Annotated in this window: 10 protein-coding genes; 7 read left to right on the top strand and 3 right to left on the bottom strand. The window is 63.3% G+C overall.

Translation table 11 applies throughout. The features are described 5' to 3' along the window. The coding region (locus AC4CS3_RS22230) for a response regulator transcription factor (RefSeq protein ID WP_490785266.1) at positions 1-2,592 on the top strand (2,592 nt) is incomplete at its 5' end. Between the two features lie 135 nt (positions 2,593-2,727). On the opposite strand, the gene AC4CS3_RS22225 is transcribed toward AC4CS3_RS22230, so the two are convergent. Next, a complete protein-coding gene (locus tag AC4CS3_RS22225) occupies positions 2,728-4,902 on the bottom strand; it encodes a transglycosylase domain-containing protein (RefSeq protein ID WP_490785265.1) in 2,175 nt (724 codons plus the stop codon). 205 nt (positions 4,903-5,107) lie between these two features. On the opposite strand from AC4CS3_RS22225, the gene AC4CS3_RS22220 reads away from it, so the two are divergent. The 4 genes from AC4CS3_RS22220 to AC4CS3_RS22205 all read left to right on the top strand — a co-directional run bounded on the left by AC4CS3_RS22220 (position 5,108) and on the right by AC4CS3_RS22205 (position 8,908). Beyond that, positions 5,108-5,380, top strand: a complete 273-nt coding sequence (locus AC4CS3_RS22220) for a hypothetical protein (RefSeq protein ID WP_490785264.1) — start codon at positions 5,108-5,110, stop codon at positions 5,378-5,380. A 51-nt stretch (positions 5,381-5,431) separates the two neighbouring features. Further along, the gene (locus tag AC4CS3_RS22215; RefSeq protein ID WP_490785263.1) at positions 5,432-6,364 is read left to right on the top strand and encodes a threonine/serine dehydratase; all 933 of its coding nucleotides are present in this window, start codon (positions 5,432-5,434) and stop codon (positions 6,362-6,364) included. 106 nt (positions 6,365-6,470) lie between these two features. Next, on the top strand, positions 6,471-7,046 hold the full coding sequence (locus AC4CS3_RS22210; protein WP_490785269.1) for an adenylate kinase: 576 nt from the start codon (positions 6,471-6,473) through the stop codon (positions 7,044-7,046). Positions 7,047-7,087: 41 nt separating this feature from the next. Beyond that, on the top strand, positions 7,088-8,908 hold the full coding sequence (locus tag AC4CS3_RS22205; protein WP_490785268.1) for a glycoside hydrolase family 15 protein: 1,821 nt from the start codon (positions 7,088-7,090) through the stop codon (positions 8,906-8,908). On the opposite strand, the gene AC4CS3_RS22200 is transcribed toward AC4CS3_RS22205, so the two are convergent. Continuing rightward, entirely contained in the window at positions 8,894-11,503 is a 2,610-nt protein-coding gene (locus AC4CS3_RS22200; protein ID WP_490785262.1) for a bifunctional lysylphosphatidylglycerol flippase/synthetase MprF, read from the bottom strand. The genes AC4CS3_RS22205 and AC4CS3_RS22200 overlap by 15 nt on opposite strands. 439 nt (positions 11,504-11,942) lie before the next feature. Here AC4CS3_RS22200 and AC4CS3_RS22195 point away from each other — a divergent pair, with 439 nt between their 5' ends. Both AC4CS3_RS22195 and AC4CS3_RS22190 read left to right on the top strand, forming a co-directional pair. Then, positions 11,943-12,575, top strand: coding sequence for an SGNH/GDSL hydrolase family protein (locus AC4CS3_RS22195; RefSeq protein ID WP_439181032.1), 633 nt, complete (start codon positions 11,943-11,945; stop codon positions 12,573-12,575). 75 nt (positions 12,576-12,650) lie between these two features. Beyond that, positions 12,651-12,896, top strand: a complete 246-nt coding sequence (locus tag AC4CS3_RS22190; RefSeq protein ID WP_437771448.1) for a hypothetical protein — start codon at positions 12,651-12,653, stop codon at positions 12,894-12,896. Positions 12,897-12,923: 27 nt separating this feature from the next. Here the strand turns inward: AC4CS3_RS22190 and AC4CS3_RS22185 are convergent, their stop codons facing one another. Continuing rightward, positions 12,924-14,321, bottom strand: coding sequence for an AAA family ATPase (locus AC4CS3_RS22185; protein ID WP_490785261.1), 1,398 nt, complete (start codon positions 14,319-14,321; stop codon positions 12,924-12,926). Between the last annotated feature and the right edge of the window lie 14 nt (positions 14,322-14,335).

Raw genomic sequence — 14,335 nt, 5'->3', positions numbered from 1 at the left:
CAGCCAGTAAGCCCTGACCCCGCCGAAATCCTGCCTCGTGAAAGATCGAGGCTAGGCCTTGCTGCGCGCGGGGTTAGCGTGCGAATTGTTGGTCGCGCTGGAAGCGGTCGGTCGACTGTAATCCGCGAAATCATCACGGAACTCGAAAAGAGCGGCGCCGAGGTTTACAGCCTGTTTGGAGCCCGCCTTCTCCGACAGACGCCGCTCGCCGGAATCGCTTCCCTTGGCCTGGATACGCGTGCGCGCCACACGGGTCCTTTGGGCATGGCTGACGTTCTCGCCGAACAACTTTCGCAACGCGGATCAAGGATCATTGTGGTCGACGATATCGACCTGCTTGATGATGAGTCCCTCGCTGTCCTGGACATCGCGCAAAGACGGTCCCAGCGGCCGCTGATCATGTCCATGGACGATTCGCCGATTTATCCGAGGACCTCCGTGCTCATCCCGGAACGATGGCCGGAAGCACAAGTCCGGCTCCCGTCACTCCGCTACGACCAAGTCAACCAGCTTGTCGCGGAAACACTTTCTGCCCCAGCGGACGTCGATGTCACCGCCCACATCCAGATGAAGTCCGCGGGCAACCCCAAGTTGGTGGTGAGGATGGCCCAAAGCGGCGTCCTCAACAAGCTGCTCACGCTCTGCGAGGGAGAATGGCGAATGACCGGCCATACCCTTTGGAACGAGGATCTCCGCGGAACGGTCGAAGCACTCCTCCAAGGCCTCGAACCCGATGAGCTTATCGCGCTGCACGCATTGTCGATGCTAGGCACCCGGACGGTCGCCTCCTTACATTCGATCGTTGCCACAACAATGCTCGACAGGCTCGGAGGGCGTGGTGTGGTCGCAGTGTCCGAAGAGGCCAACGGTGAGCTCTGCGTGGCCGCAAATCCGCCCCTCCTGATCGACTACTTTCGTGATAATCACGTTTTGTCCTCTCGTCGGGTACTGGTCAAACCGATCGAAAACGTTGCCGAGGCGCTCGCGCCCGCCCCAGGGGATGGGCGATTCATGACGCTCTCTGTTGCCGCCGCCGTCGGGCAGTTGAGGGAAGAATCAGGAGCGGGAGGCACGCTGGCTGCCTGTCACTTCCAAGAACAGCTGCGCGTGCGGGAGGAAGCCCATTACGAACAGTGGGCGGCGGACCCAAGCATGGCCAACGCGGCCGCGTTCCTCAAGTTCTACTGGGGCGGACCCATAGACCCGGAGCGGATCGAACACGTCTTTGGCCACACCGTCGTGGCCAACGGCAACCCGGAGGACTCTCTTTTCTTCACTATGACGCGGGCGCTCTGGGCAATCACGCGCGGCGATGACGTAGCAGCCACTGAAGGTATGCTCGCCGAACTTGCCGCACTCAGTCCCCAGCAGAAGGCCGAGGCCGAGGGTTTCGGCCTGTTCCTCGCAGCCTCCTACGACCGAATGCCGGCAAACCTGGGCGAGATCCTGGACAGCTACGGAAAGGCACATCCGCAGAGTGGGGTCCTGACCGTGGTGCGGGCCATATTGGAGGTCTACCGCTTCGATGGACGGGCGGCACTCAAGGCCCTGGAGTCAACTGATGATTTCGGTTTGGCTTCGGGCATCGAGCCATTCGTCCGGGGACTGGCCCTGCTGGTCGCGGGGCGCTTAGACGAGGCTTTGGTGTTCTCACTGAACAGACGCAGCGAGGCCCGCCGCGGCCTTGACAGGTTCGGCTTCGTCGCGAACAGCTACGTGGCCGCCCTGGCTCTTACACAATCGGGGTTCAGCCAGGAGGCCGATCTGATGATGAGCAGTGTGTTCGCGCTCGGCCGCCCGGGATTCCTCGCGAGTGCCCTGCATGACGCCATGCTTCGACTCGTCGGACTCCGGGCTTTAACGGGCGAGGGGAAAGAGCCCGCCTCGTTGGGTGCCCAAGCCAGGACACATGTTGCCGATATCGGCCCTCTTCCGGGGACTGGCAAGGGCGTTTTTGACCTCTTTGCCCAGCGGTACGACGATCCGCAATCCTTTGACGCGAGTGCCATTACCCTCATCGACGCCCAATTGGATCGCGGCTTCCTCACGGAAGCCGCCTACGCTTCGGTTTTCGTCTTGTGCCTGCTTCCGAGCCGTGAGGTCCTTGATCGGGCGGAACACGTCTTTCGGAACTCGAAGGTCACATCCCACGACCAGTTTTTGGCCATCGCCGAAGCAGTGGTAGACGATGACCACAGGCTGCTCAACATCCTCTTGGACGAATACCGGCCGGATGCCGATCTGCACGCCGTCCGCTTGCTGCTCAAAGGCGCATCCAAGCGTCGTCTTTTGGAACGGGATAGGACGGGGGCTGCTGCTCTGCAGCAGGCAGACCGGCTTTTCGACGGCAGGTTTCCGATGGCAGGCGAACACCTCGGCCTCAATATTGGTCATGAACTGTCGCCGACCTTGTCGGCCCGGGAGATCGAAGTCGCAATACTTGCCGGCAGTCAAACAAACATCGAGATTTCTGCCCGGCTCGCGATTAGCCTGCGCACGGTCGAGAACCACATCTCAAGGGCGCTGAAGAAGACAGGGATGACTTCCCGGCAAGCCTTGTACCGCTACGTGCATGGCTCGATTCGTGAGTGATCTTCGAAGAACGCTCCCGACGCCGCTATCCCTCCGGAGTCCGTGGCAGGAACCATGCTCTGGGCACTCGCGCAGCCACCCGGCGTCGACGTCTCCGAAGTGATGATCCGTGCCACTGGACAGGAATTCTGAAACTCAGCGGGTAGGACTCGGCGTGGGTGTCCCCGCCATGGACGCGGGCGGCGCCGGGAAGGCTGCCGCCGGGTACAGCCCGGCTACTTGCGTCATGTAGTTGGCCCACTGGGGGCCAGCCAGCATGTAGCCGTCGATGGCCGTGTAGAACTTGCCGTTGATGGTGACGTTCTGTCCGGGCCGGCTCTGTCCTGCCATGGTGTCGCCGAAGAAAGACGCGGTGGCGAGCCCGGTGGTGAATCCGACCACCCAGGTGGAGCCGTTGCTGTTGTTCGTTCCCGTTTTTGCCGCGGTAGGGAACAAATCCTGGACCTTCGGTTGAATGTAGATGCCGGATCCCCGTTTCAGGACGTCCTGGAGCACGGAGTCGACGCCGCGGGCAACCTCGGGCTTGATGGCCGGGCGGCATGAACTGGCTTGGGCGGGCAGCTTCCCGCCGGATGGATCCGTGATGCCCACAATGGCGATCGGTGCGCAGTACGTGCCGTCGTTGGCGAAAGTGGCAAAGGCGTCGGCCATTACGAGCGGCGATATTTCCGTCCCGCCGAGGAGATTGCCCAATTGGTGCATGTTCACGGGTGCGTTGTCCACGCCACTGTGGAGACCCACCGCATCCACCACTTTCTGGATGCCGCAGAAGTCCAGTTGGGCTGCCTCGGCAAAGGTTGCGGTGTTGATGGAGTTGTAGAGTCCGTAGTTGACGGGCATCGGGCGGTAGTAGCCCTCGTCGTTGTTGCGGAGATCGTCAGCCGTGCCAAGGCCGGCGACTCTCTGGGCCGTGCTGTAGCCGCCGAGTACCTTCCCGCAGCTGTCCCTCCAGGGGAATCCGAGTGGATAGACCCTCCGCGACGCGTCCACCTCGGTGGTCATGGACCTGCCCTCGTTGAGCCACTCAGTGAAAGTGAACGGCTTCATGGCGGAACCTGGCTGGAAGCCTCCGGCTCCGTTGAGATCATTGCCGTTGGCGTCCACGGAATCAACGTTGAAGTTGAGTTGGGTATCGAATTTGCCGGGCGCGGCCAGGAAAACCGTGTTCTGTGCCATGGCCAGGATCTTGCCCGTGCCGGGCTGCACCGAGACCAAGGAGGCGCCCCATTTGTCCGGGTTTGCCCCTGCCGTGGCATCAACCTGCTGCTGTGCCACTGCCTGCAGGCGGCTGTCCAAGGTGGTGGTGATCGTCAACCCGCCGCGGTACAGAAGCTGTTCCCGGTCCGTGACGCTGGCACCGTATACAGGGTCGTTGAGGATGAGGTGGGAGATGTAGTCGCAGAAGTATACGGCCATGTCTGCTGCGGCGCAGCCTTGCTTCCCTGGCGTGATGTTGAGCTTGAGGGGAGTGGCGACGGCCGCTGCATACGCTGCCTGTTGGATCTTGTGCTGCGCGAGCATGTCGGACAGCACAAGGTTGCGGCGTTGGATGGAGTTGTCCGGATGGACGGAGGGGTCGAAGTAGCTGGGACTGTTGACCAGGCCGGCGAGGAGTGCGGCCTGTGGAAGGCTGAGGTCCTTGGCGGAAACGCTGAAGAAGTGCTCCGCCGCGGCTTCGATTCCGTACGCGTCCCGGTTGAAGAACACGATATTGAGGTAGCCCTCCAGGATCTGGTCCTTCGTGAATTTCTTTTCGAGTTCGACGGCAAGTTTCATTTCCCGGACCTTGTCGCCGATGGTCTTCTGTCCGCTGAGCACCACCTGTCCGGTCTGGCCTGCCGCCAGACGGGACTCGTTGAGCACGTTGGTTACGTACTGCTGGGTCAGGGTCGACGCGCCCTCGTTGGTGCCCTTCGTGAAGTTGGACGCCAATGCCCGGAGAATCCCTTGGGGATCGATGCCGCCGTGCGCGTAGAAGCGGCTGTCCTCGACGGCGACAATCGCGTCCTTGATGTAGGGCGACATTTGGTCAATGCTGACCCTCACACGGTTCTCGGCATAAAAGGTGGCGATCGTCTTTCCGTCTGCGCTGAGCACCTTGGTGGACTGCGACGGCGCGTTCACCACCAGGTCACCCGGAAGGTTGTCGAAGTACTTGATCGAACCGCTGACGGCCATCCCGGCCGACGCCACACCGGGGACTACCAATCCGGCGGCCAGCACGCCACAGATGGCACTCACCACGAAGAATCCGAAGACCCTTCGCAGGACCCTGGCCAAACCACTTTTCGGGCTGTTCTTCGGAGCCATTTTTCCAGCTATCAACCGTGCGTGCTTACAGACTACGCCGGCATTCCACGCGTCACATAGGCCCGGAAATCCGTGGCGACACGGCCCCAACGGTTATGTTCGTCACTTCGCCCGCGCGCTGGCCGTGTCGGGCGTTTTCCCGGATGCATACTGAAGTTATTCGGGTGCGGTGATGGAAGGCAGGTGGCAGCCGGTGGAGACACTGATGGCTGTTGTGAGGAGCGAGTACTTTCCGGCGGGAGCAGTGCTCTTGGGCGTGGTTTTGTTCTGGACAATCGGCTTGCTCGGCGGGTTGTCCTGGTTGAGCGGAGCGCAGCAGCCCTTGGCGATCCTGACGTGGATGATCTTCATCTACGGCGTCGTCGTGCTGTCTCCCCTCGCCGGAATCTGGGCCGCAGTTGACCTTGCCCGCCGTTGGTGGCGGAACCGCGAGGCCCGCCGGCAGCAGCTCGGAACGGCCGACGTCGAGTCCCGATAGCCTGAGTCTTAGCCCTGCACTTGCTCTGACCCCACGGAACGAGGACTTCCCATGATCACACGCGTCGACGTCGATGAAGCTGCCTCCCGGATTGCCGGAAGGATCCGCCGCACCCCCGTTTTCGAAGCGGATGCCGGAACGGTGCCCGGGCAATTGTGGTTCAAATGCGAGTTCATGCAGCACACGGGGACGTTCAAGGCGAGGGGTGCTTTCAACCGCGTGCTCGCCGCGCGGGAGCGCGGTGAGCTGAAGGACGATGTTGGAATCGTCGTCGCCTCGGGAGGCAACGCGGGCCTGGCGAATGCCTATGCCGCGGCGCAACTCGGTGTGCCGGCGACCGTTTTTGTCCCCGAAACCGCACCCGCAGTGAAGGTCAAGAAACTCAAGGCCAGCGGAGCCACGGTGGTCCAGCGCGGAACCGAGTACGCCGAAGCGTTTGAGGCCGCCCTCGACTACGCCGCGGAAACCGGTGCAGTCTATTGCCACGCCTACGATCAAGCCGAAATCGCCGCTGGCGCCGGCACCGTCGGCTCGGAACTCCTGGAACAACTGGGCGGGATAGACACCGTGGTGGTGGCCGTAGGAGGCGGCGGGCTGATGGCGGGAATCGCGGCCGCCGTCGAAGGCCACGCCAGGGTTGTCGGCGTCGAGCCGGACAATGCTCCCACCCTCTATTCGGCCCTCGCTGCGGGCGCACCCGTTGACGTTGCCGTCTCCGGGATCGCCGCAGATTCCCTGGGCGCCCGGCAGATCGGCCGGATCGGCTTCGAGGTGGCCGTCCGCACCGGCGTCCGGACGGTCCTGGTGTCCGACGACGACATCGCCGCGGCGCGCGCCCTGCTCTGGGAGCAGTACCGGATTGTTGTGGAACATGGCGCAGCCGCCGCTTTCGCGGCCGTGAACTCCGGAGCGTATGTTCCCGCAGAAGGGGAGCGGGTGGCCGTGATCCTCTGCGGCGCCAACACCGACCCCGCGACGGTCTGAAGCAGCCGGCCGCAGCCCTGCCGCGAGCGCTCCACAGTTGCTAAGCTCAAGCCACAACGCCGGGGCACGCAAAACCGCTTCACGAACGGACAGGTGACACTTGCGATTGATCATCATGGGGCCTCCTGGCTCGGGCAAAGGTACCCAGGCTGAGCACATCGCCGGTCATTTCGGCATACCTGCCATTTCCACGGGAGACATCTTCCGCGCGCACGTCGGCGGCAAGACAGAACTCGGAGCCGAAGCCAGCAAGTACATAGACAGCGGCGAGTTCGTCCCGGATCACGTCACGAATGCCATGGTCCGTCAGCGGCTTGGCAACGCCGATGTCCTGGCAGGATTCCTCCTGGACGGATATCCCCGAACGACGGCGCAGATCGAGGCGCTGGACGGCATTTTGGCTGGCAACCGGCAGCAGCTCGATGCCGTCGTCGAACTAACGGTCGATGACGACCAGCTCGTCGCGCGGATGCTCCTCAGGGCGCAGGAACAGGGCCGAAGCGATGACACGGCACAGGTGATCCGGCGTCGCCTGGAGCTTTACCGCAACGAGACGCAGGCCGTGGTCGAGCGATACTCCGAGCGCGGAATCGTGCTCGCCGTGGATGGTTCCGGCCGGCGGGAAGAGATCACGGCCAAGGCCATAGCTGCCATCGAATCAGCACTAGGGAAGGGACTGTGAACGGTCAACCGTCTACCGGCCAAAGAATCGAAGACTATGCAATGATCGGGGACCTGCACACCGCAGCCCTGGTCAGCACGGCGGGCTCCATAGACTGGCTGTGCCTCCCGCGTTTCGATTCGCCCGCATGCTTCGCCGCGCTCCTGGATTCCCCCCAAGCAGGGCGCTGGCTCCTGGCACCTGAAACCGGGGGAATCTGCACGCGCCGCCAGTACCGGGACGGAACCCTCATCCTGGAAACGGACTGGGAAACCAAAGAAGGGCACGTCCGTGTCATCGACTTCATGCCGCCGCGCGACGCCGTCGCGGACATCGTGCGGGTGGTTGAAGGGATTCGCGGGACGGTCAAGATGCGTGGGGAGCTGATCCTGAGGTTCGACTATGGGCACGTCGTGCCCTGGGTTCGCCGTGACAGGCACGGCCTCCGCGCGGTTGCCGGTCCGGACTCCGTCTACCTCAAGACCCCGGCGCCGTTGATAGGCAAGGACTTCACCACGGTCAGCGAATTCACGGTGAACGCCGGTGACCACATCCCCTTCGTCCTGACCTGGGCGCCCAGCCACGAACGGCGGCCACGCACGGTCGAGGCAGACATCGCGCTTGAGGACACCGCAGCATTCTGGACGGATTGGTCCAAGCGTTCCACCGTCCGGGGGCCTTACCGGAAGGCCGTTCAGCGTTCCTTGATCACGCTGAAGGCCCTCACCTATGCGCCTACCGGAGGCATTGTTGCCGCCGCCACCACCTCGCTCCCAGAACAGATCGGCGGACCGCGGAACTGGGACTACCGCTATTGCTGGCTGCGTGATGCCACGTTGACCCTTCAAGCCTTCCTGGCCGCGGGCTACACCGAGGAGGCAAGCGCGTGGCGGGATTGGCTACTCCGCGCAGTGGCCGGCGACCCGGCCGACCTCCAGATCATGTACAGCCTGCACGGTCGCCGGCGATTGCCCGAGACGGAGCTGACGTGGCTTTCCGGATACCAGGGTTCGAAGCCCGTACGCATCGGGAATGCGGCAGCGGAGCAGCTCCAGCTGGACGTCTGGGGGGAAGTCCTTGATTGCCTGTCCCTGACCCGGGCATCGCTGATGACAGTCGGCGATGAGTCCTGGGCTATCCAGACCGCACTGATGCGCCACCTCGAGAGCACCTGGGACAAACCGGACAACGGGCTCTGGGAAGTACGCGGCCCGCGGCGCCACTTCGTGCACTCAAAGGTGATGGCCTGGGTCGCGGCTGACCGCATGGTCCGCGGAATCCGTGAATCCGGGATGCCCGGTCCGCTAGATCGCTGGGAGGCTTTGCGGGACACGATCCATGACGAAGTCATGACGCACGGATTCGACGCGGGCCGCAATACTTTCGTCCAGTCCTACGGGAGCAAGGAGCTGGACGCGAGCCTTCTCCTCATCCCCAAAGTGGGCTTCCTGCCGCACGACGATCCGCGCGTGATCGGCACCATTGACGCCATCCAGCGTGAGCTGACGGAAGACGGCTTTGTGCTGCGCTACCGTCCGCAAGACAGCGACGACGGACTGCCGGGCGGGGAGGGCGTCTTCCTTGCGTGTTCCTTCTGGATGGTCGACGCCCTCTTGGGCGCGGGGCGCCGAGCAGAGGCGACAGCCCTCTTCGACAGGCTCCTGGCCCTGCGCAATGATGTGGGCCTCCTGAGCGAAGAATGGGACGCACATGCGGGCCGCCAACTCGGCAATACGCCCCAGGCCTTCAGCCATTTCGGCCTGGTGCTCAGTGCTTTGCAGCTCCACCACGGCAAAGCGCACCACAGCAATGTCCCGATCGGCGGGGTCCCGACGTCGGGCTCCCTGTCGGACTCGTCGTCGGCGGCTTCAGGGGCCGCTTAGACCTGACGTTCCGGAGCGCTTTGGCCAGCGGAAGATCCGGCCTGCCAAGGCCAGCCCTGCTCCGAGATTGAGCATTGGCAGGTAGGCCCGTGCCACTGCGGTCCCGACGGCAGGCAGGGAAGCGGCGTCCGGGTAGAGCATGTAGAGCGGCTCGTACAGGGGCTGGAATTTTGCCTTGAAGGCCAAGAGGGACCTGAACCCGTACACAGGTTCCAAAGTCGCCCCCAACCAGTCGAGCAAGCGGTCGAGGCTGCCCGGAGGCCGGGATCGTCGCCTTGGGAGCGGCATCTCGGAAGGATCCTCTTCGACCCGAGCCAGGGGTGCTCCCGAGAGGCTCACGAATTCGCATCCTTCATCCTTGAGGCTGAGGGCCGCGGAAGCGATGAGGAATTCGATGCTGGCACGGAAGCCGCCGCTACGGCGCCGCATGAAATCGAGGGTCCAGCCCACGATGTGCCCGTTGCGGTACACGGGCAACCAGGACGTGACTGCGTGGACTGTGTGGCGCTGGTCGATTGCAAGCAGGCAGCGCACCTCGGGGTCGTCGAGTTCGTCGAGGCTTCCCAGGGTAAAGCCCATTTCGGGCATGTTCCTGTCTGCTACCCATTCTTCGGAGATTTCCTCGATTTGGACCTGGACCGAGAAAGGAGCCGAGGCGTAACTCGTCCATTCGTAGCGGATGCCCGCCTTCGCGGCATTGTTCAACGCCGTGCGGATGTCCTGGAACTTCTTTCCCTTGAAGGAGACCGAATGCAATGGCAGGACCGTCTCCTGGGCTACTTGTGCAGAGCTCCATCCGGAGGAATCCGCGTGGTCGCGCAATTCCTGGGGTACGGAGTAGAAACACGGCGTCCACCCGTTGCCCCTGCAGTAGCGGGCAAATTCTTCGAAGACAGTGGTCATCTCGGATTTGGGTCCCACCGGGCCGCCCAGCGTGAGTGCAACCCCCGTGCTGACGCGGTAAGCAACAAAGGAGTGCCCGGAAGCGGAGAACCAGTACATATTTCCCGGCCAAGTGGTCATCCAGGACAGCGAGCTTCCCTCCCATGTCTTGATGACCTTCCGGGCACGCTCCGTACTGGCGTCGTGCCGGGTGTGGGCCTGGTGGAGGAAGGTCCTGAAGATCAGAACACCCGCGACCGCCCAAAAGACGACCCCGACGCCTTCGTATACGAGAACGGCGGCCGTGCCTTGGGGGAATATCGCCGGAGGCACATCCAGGACGAAGCCCAGCGGAAGGAACCGGTCAGGGACATCCGCCAGTAGATCCGGCAGCCCTGGCACCGGGGAGAATTCCTGCGCGAGCAAGAGCCCTGCGCCGACATAGACGACACTGAGCACGGCCGCTATTGCAAGTACCCGCACAGCGAGGCGTCTGTACGTCCCTTTCGGCGCTTGGACATGAAACAGCCGCCTGGTCGCGAGCAGAATAATGGTCAGCGCGAGGGGCAGAAGCAGCGGCAAGGCCAGGGTGAACGGCTGCGAGGAAGCCGATCCTTCGATTGCGACAATCCCCTCGCTCGCGCCGGTAGCCGAAGCAGTCGGCTGCAAGACTCCGGCCAGAGCAATTCCGGCCAGGACGGAAAGGCCTAACTGGATCAAAAGGGTCCCCACCCAGGCAAAGCGCCGTCCGCGGCGAAGGCCCTCCGCAAGCAACAGCAGGAGGAAGGACGGAAGGATGGCCATGAAGATTCCGCCGGCACCGGCGCGCAACTGCAGCTGCGCGACGGCGCAGTCTTTCGCTTGCGCCGGATCCGAGCACACGCCCTGGAGCGTTTGGGGATCGACGGGCTGGATGTTGGTAAACAGGAAACGCAGGATGGACAACGGTCCTACCGCATGCGGTATGAGGCCGGCGACTACCGGACCGATCGCCGATGCGGCAATGAGCAGCGAGAGCAGCACCCGGCCTTCGTGCCGGGAACTGACCGGGCGCGCAAACCGCGGCCGCCGGCCCATCAGCAGCGGCCCGAGGACCGTGCCCGCACCTGCGGCGCCGAGCCTGACCAAGTCCGCAAACCCTCCGCTGTACAGGGCCAGGAGGAGCAACAAGGCGAAGGCGACAAGCCGGATCCGGCGCCTCCACAAGGTCGCCATGGAGGCAGTACCCGCCATGGCGGTACCGATGATGAACGCACTAGGTCCCACGAAGAGGTGGCTCCCTATCTCCGCTGTCCAGCTGCCGAGCAACCCCTGGGCCAAGGCAAGGAATCCAAGGGCAATGCCAACGCCCAGAATCTGGGTGGAGACCGCGGCGATTGCGTACGCCCGCCGTCCCATTCGCCGTTCCAACGGAATACCCAGCAGCAGCACCAAAGCAGTTTCCAGAACATAGCCCGTCAGGTCCCTGGCCCAGAAAGCGGAGGTCACAGCGGCCCACCAGTGATCAGGTATCGAGCGGGGCGTAAGGGCGAAATTGAGCCGCAATTGCGCATCCGGCCCCGTGGCGAGGCTGGAGGTCAGCGCTCCCAATCCCCAGAAGACGATGACAAAACCCAACGTGAGCTGCGCTGAGCGCAGTCTTCCCGTCCGTGATCGCCGCAAGCGGACATCGGGGACAGCTTGGGTTTCCGGCTCGGGCGCCGGTGCGTGCACGGGGTTCCTCTCTGTGCGTCGGAAGGATGGGGCTGCGAAATGAAATTCTTCCACACCGGGCGTCCGGCGAGGATAATTCCCACCTCGCCGTGACCTTCCCCGTCCCGATCCAATAGACTCCGACGTAGGCAGGCTGTCGGCTCGTTCCGCCACCGGTCTGTGAGCAATGGAAAGTTCCTTCTACAACGCTTAAACGAACAGAAAGCAAGCCCGGGACAGGTCGATGCACAAATCTCGCATATTCCGCTCCGCTGCATCCGTGATCGCCGCCGGAGTCCTTTTGGCAGGCTGTTCACAGGCGCCTGCTCAACCGAGCGACTCATCCGGCGCAAGGCAGACACCGGCACCCGTTGCCCCCTCGGGGAGTCCAGCGGCAGCGGGCCAAGGTCCCAAGAAACCTGATTCCGGTCAGGATCCGTCAAAGCTTCCTGTGGGGTCCTTGTACAAGAACCCCAGCAACAACCGGAACGAAATCATCCTCGCGGACGTCCGGCACACCGCCGTCCTCATTGGGGACTCCCAGGCCCAGCCTGAGGGATCTTGGCCACGGGCAGCCCTGGGCTCCATCGGCTACAAGGTGTACACAGTTGGCCGCGGAGGCACGGGCTTCGTAGCCGCCACGAGCGACACTGGCAACTACATCGACGCGCTGCAACGCGGAGACTGGGTACTCCCCTACGGGACACCACCCCTGATCGTGGTCCAAGGCGGAGGCAACGACGCCGCCCGCAAAGTGAGTGATGAGCAGATCACGAGCAATGCCAACAGGCTCATCGCAGCCCTCAGAAAGAGGTATCCGCTGGCGAAGATCGCGATGATCGGAACCCTCGCCAAGGGCGCCGACGCTGGCGGGGGCCGCCGTACGCAGGTTGACACACTGCTGGGCGACATTGCGGCAAAGGCCGGAGCGACATTCTTTAGCGTTGGGGACTGGATCACCAAATATCACGTGGAGGGCGATCTCGTGGACGGTGTGCACTTGAATCCGGCCGGGCACGCCAAGCTCGGCGGTGTCCTGGCCGCGGATATGGCCGCGGCGGGACTCCGCCTGCCCCCGGACACCGCCAACTGACCCGTCCCAAAGGTCATGAACCCTGCGCCAAGATTGAAGCTGGCAGAAGTCCGCGCGCCGGAGAACAATTGATTTATGGTCAGCTATTCAGCCCTTGAACAAGCGTCCAGCAAGAATCCGCATGACTGGGGCCGGGCGATGGCAACGGCGATGGCGAAGCTCCTGGATGCGGCTCGCATTGACGGACGGCATTTTGAACACGAGTTCCTCTATGGCGAGGAACTGCGCATGAGGATCGACGAGAACAACGGCGGAGCCACGGTCAAGCTCACATGGACGCCCGCGGACCAGGAACCCGAACAAAAGGGAACCGCGGAGTGAGCGCGTCCTTGGCGCTCTGAGCTTGAGCTACTCCTTTGCGAAGGGCTCGCGGCCGTTGCTCCCGAGCAGGCTACGGGTCAGGGCTTCGCCGTCGGCAATGAGTTGGCCTACTGCGTCGCTCAAGTGTGAATCGGTGGGAGGCTGGCCCGCCAACGCTGCCGCGACCACCGATCGTCGGATGAGTTCCTTCGCGAACGACGCCGTGGTGCCGGCCGTGTGGGCCGCGGCGGCTTCGATCGCCGAGGGGGAGAACGCGAGTCCGTCGGAATACAGCCGCAAAAGTTCCACCCGCTCATGCTTGGACGGAAGCGGGATTTCCACCGCCAGGTCCACGCGTCCTGGCCGCTGGGCGAGGGCCCTTTCCAAAACGTCCACCCGGTTAGTGGTCAGCACGAACGCGACGTCGGCGTCGTCGTCGAGCCCGTCCATCGCATCGAGCACCTCGAAGAGCAGCGGTTTGGGGCCATGGCCAAAGCTGCGGTCTTCAGCGATCAGGTCGCAATCCTCCAGCACCACGATGGACGGCGCCAAGGCCCTCGCGATCTTGGCCGCTTCGGAAATCCTGGCGAGCGAACCGCCGGAGAGGAGCACCGCCGTCGTGCCCTCGCTTTGGCTTAACAGATAGCGGACCGTGTGTGTCTTGCCCGTCCCGGGCGCACCGTGGAGCAGGACGCCGCGTTTGAGATGCTGTCCGTGTGCCGCAAGGATGTCCGCTTGCCGGGCAATGCCCAGGGTGTGGCCTTCCACCTTATTGAGAAGCCCGTCCGGAAGGACCACATCGCTGCTGGCGAGTTCCGGACGCTTGATGAAGGTCACTCCGCTGATGTTCGGCCTGTAGTCGCTGACGGAAAGCGCGATGACTTGGCCTTTGATGACGCTTTGGTGCTCCATCTCGCGCCGCACCTCGGCAAGGAGCTCGGATGAGACCCCAGGGCGCACAGCCAGGACTTCAAGTAACGCGGTTTGCCGGCCGCGATCCAGTTTGGCATCGCGCTGGAGGACCGCTACGGGCGATCCGGCGTAGTCAAAGAGCCACAGCCCCAGTGCAACGGCCTGGCGCTGTTGGTCCGGACCCGTGGCCAGGTTGCTGTAGTCCGGCTGGGTGAGGGGAAAATGCGGGTAGCCGCGGGATTGCTGCACCATGTCGCTGAACGACATATGGTGGCGCTGATCGCCGCCGCCGATTCCTACCAGCCGCCAGTCCGGGTCGCGGCCAGCTAGCCCTTCCATCACGATGTCCACATCCACCAAGCGATGCTGCGGGATCTCCTCCGCCACGACGGACAGTTCATGTGCGGGCACGCCGAGGTGCCCGGTCAGTGCCTGCATAAGTTGTTCGCCGTCATCGGCATGGTCCAACCCAAACTGGGCCAGCCTTGTCAGCGTTCCGAAGTCCTCGATGAATTTCCCCAGTTTTTCATCCATGCACAGACCCTAGC

This window comes from Arthrobacter sp. SE2 (assembly GCF_058244265.1).
This window is presented reverse-complemented; position numbering and strand designations above follow the sequence as displayed.

Coding starts and splice junctions, on each gene's coding strand:
- AC4CS3_RS22225 (WP_490785265.1), bottom strand. CDS start 4,902: ATGGCTCCGAAGAACAGCCCGAAAAGTGGTTTGGCCAGGGTCCTGCGA.
- AC4CS3_RS22220 (WP_490785264.1), top strand. CDS start 5,108: ATGGCTGTTGTGAGGAGCGAGTACTTTCCGGCGGGAGCAGTGCTCTTG.
- AC4CS3_RS22215 (WP_490785263.1), top strand. CDS start 5,432: ATGATCACACGCGTCGACGTCGATGAAGCTGCCTCCCGGATTGCCGGA.
- AC4CS3_RS22205 (WP_490785268.1), top strand. CDS start 7,088: ATGATCGGGGACCTGCACACCGCAGCCCTGGTCAGCACGGCGGGCTCC.
- AC4CS3_RS22190 (WP_437771448.1), top strand. CDS start 12,651: ATGGTCAGCTATTCAGCCCTTGAACAAGCGTCCAGCAAGAATCCGCAT.
- AC4CS3_RS22185 (WP_490785261.1), bottom strand. CDS start 14,321: ATGGATGAAAAACTGGGGAAATTCATCGAGGACTTCGGAACGCTGACA.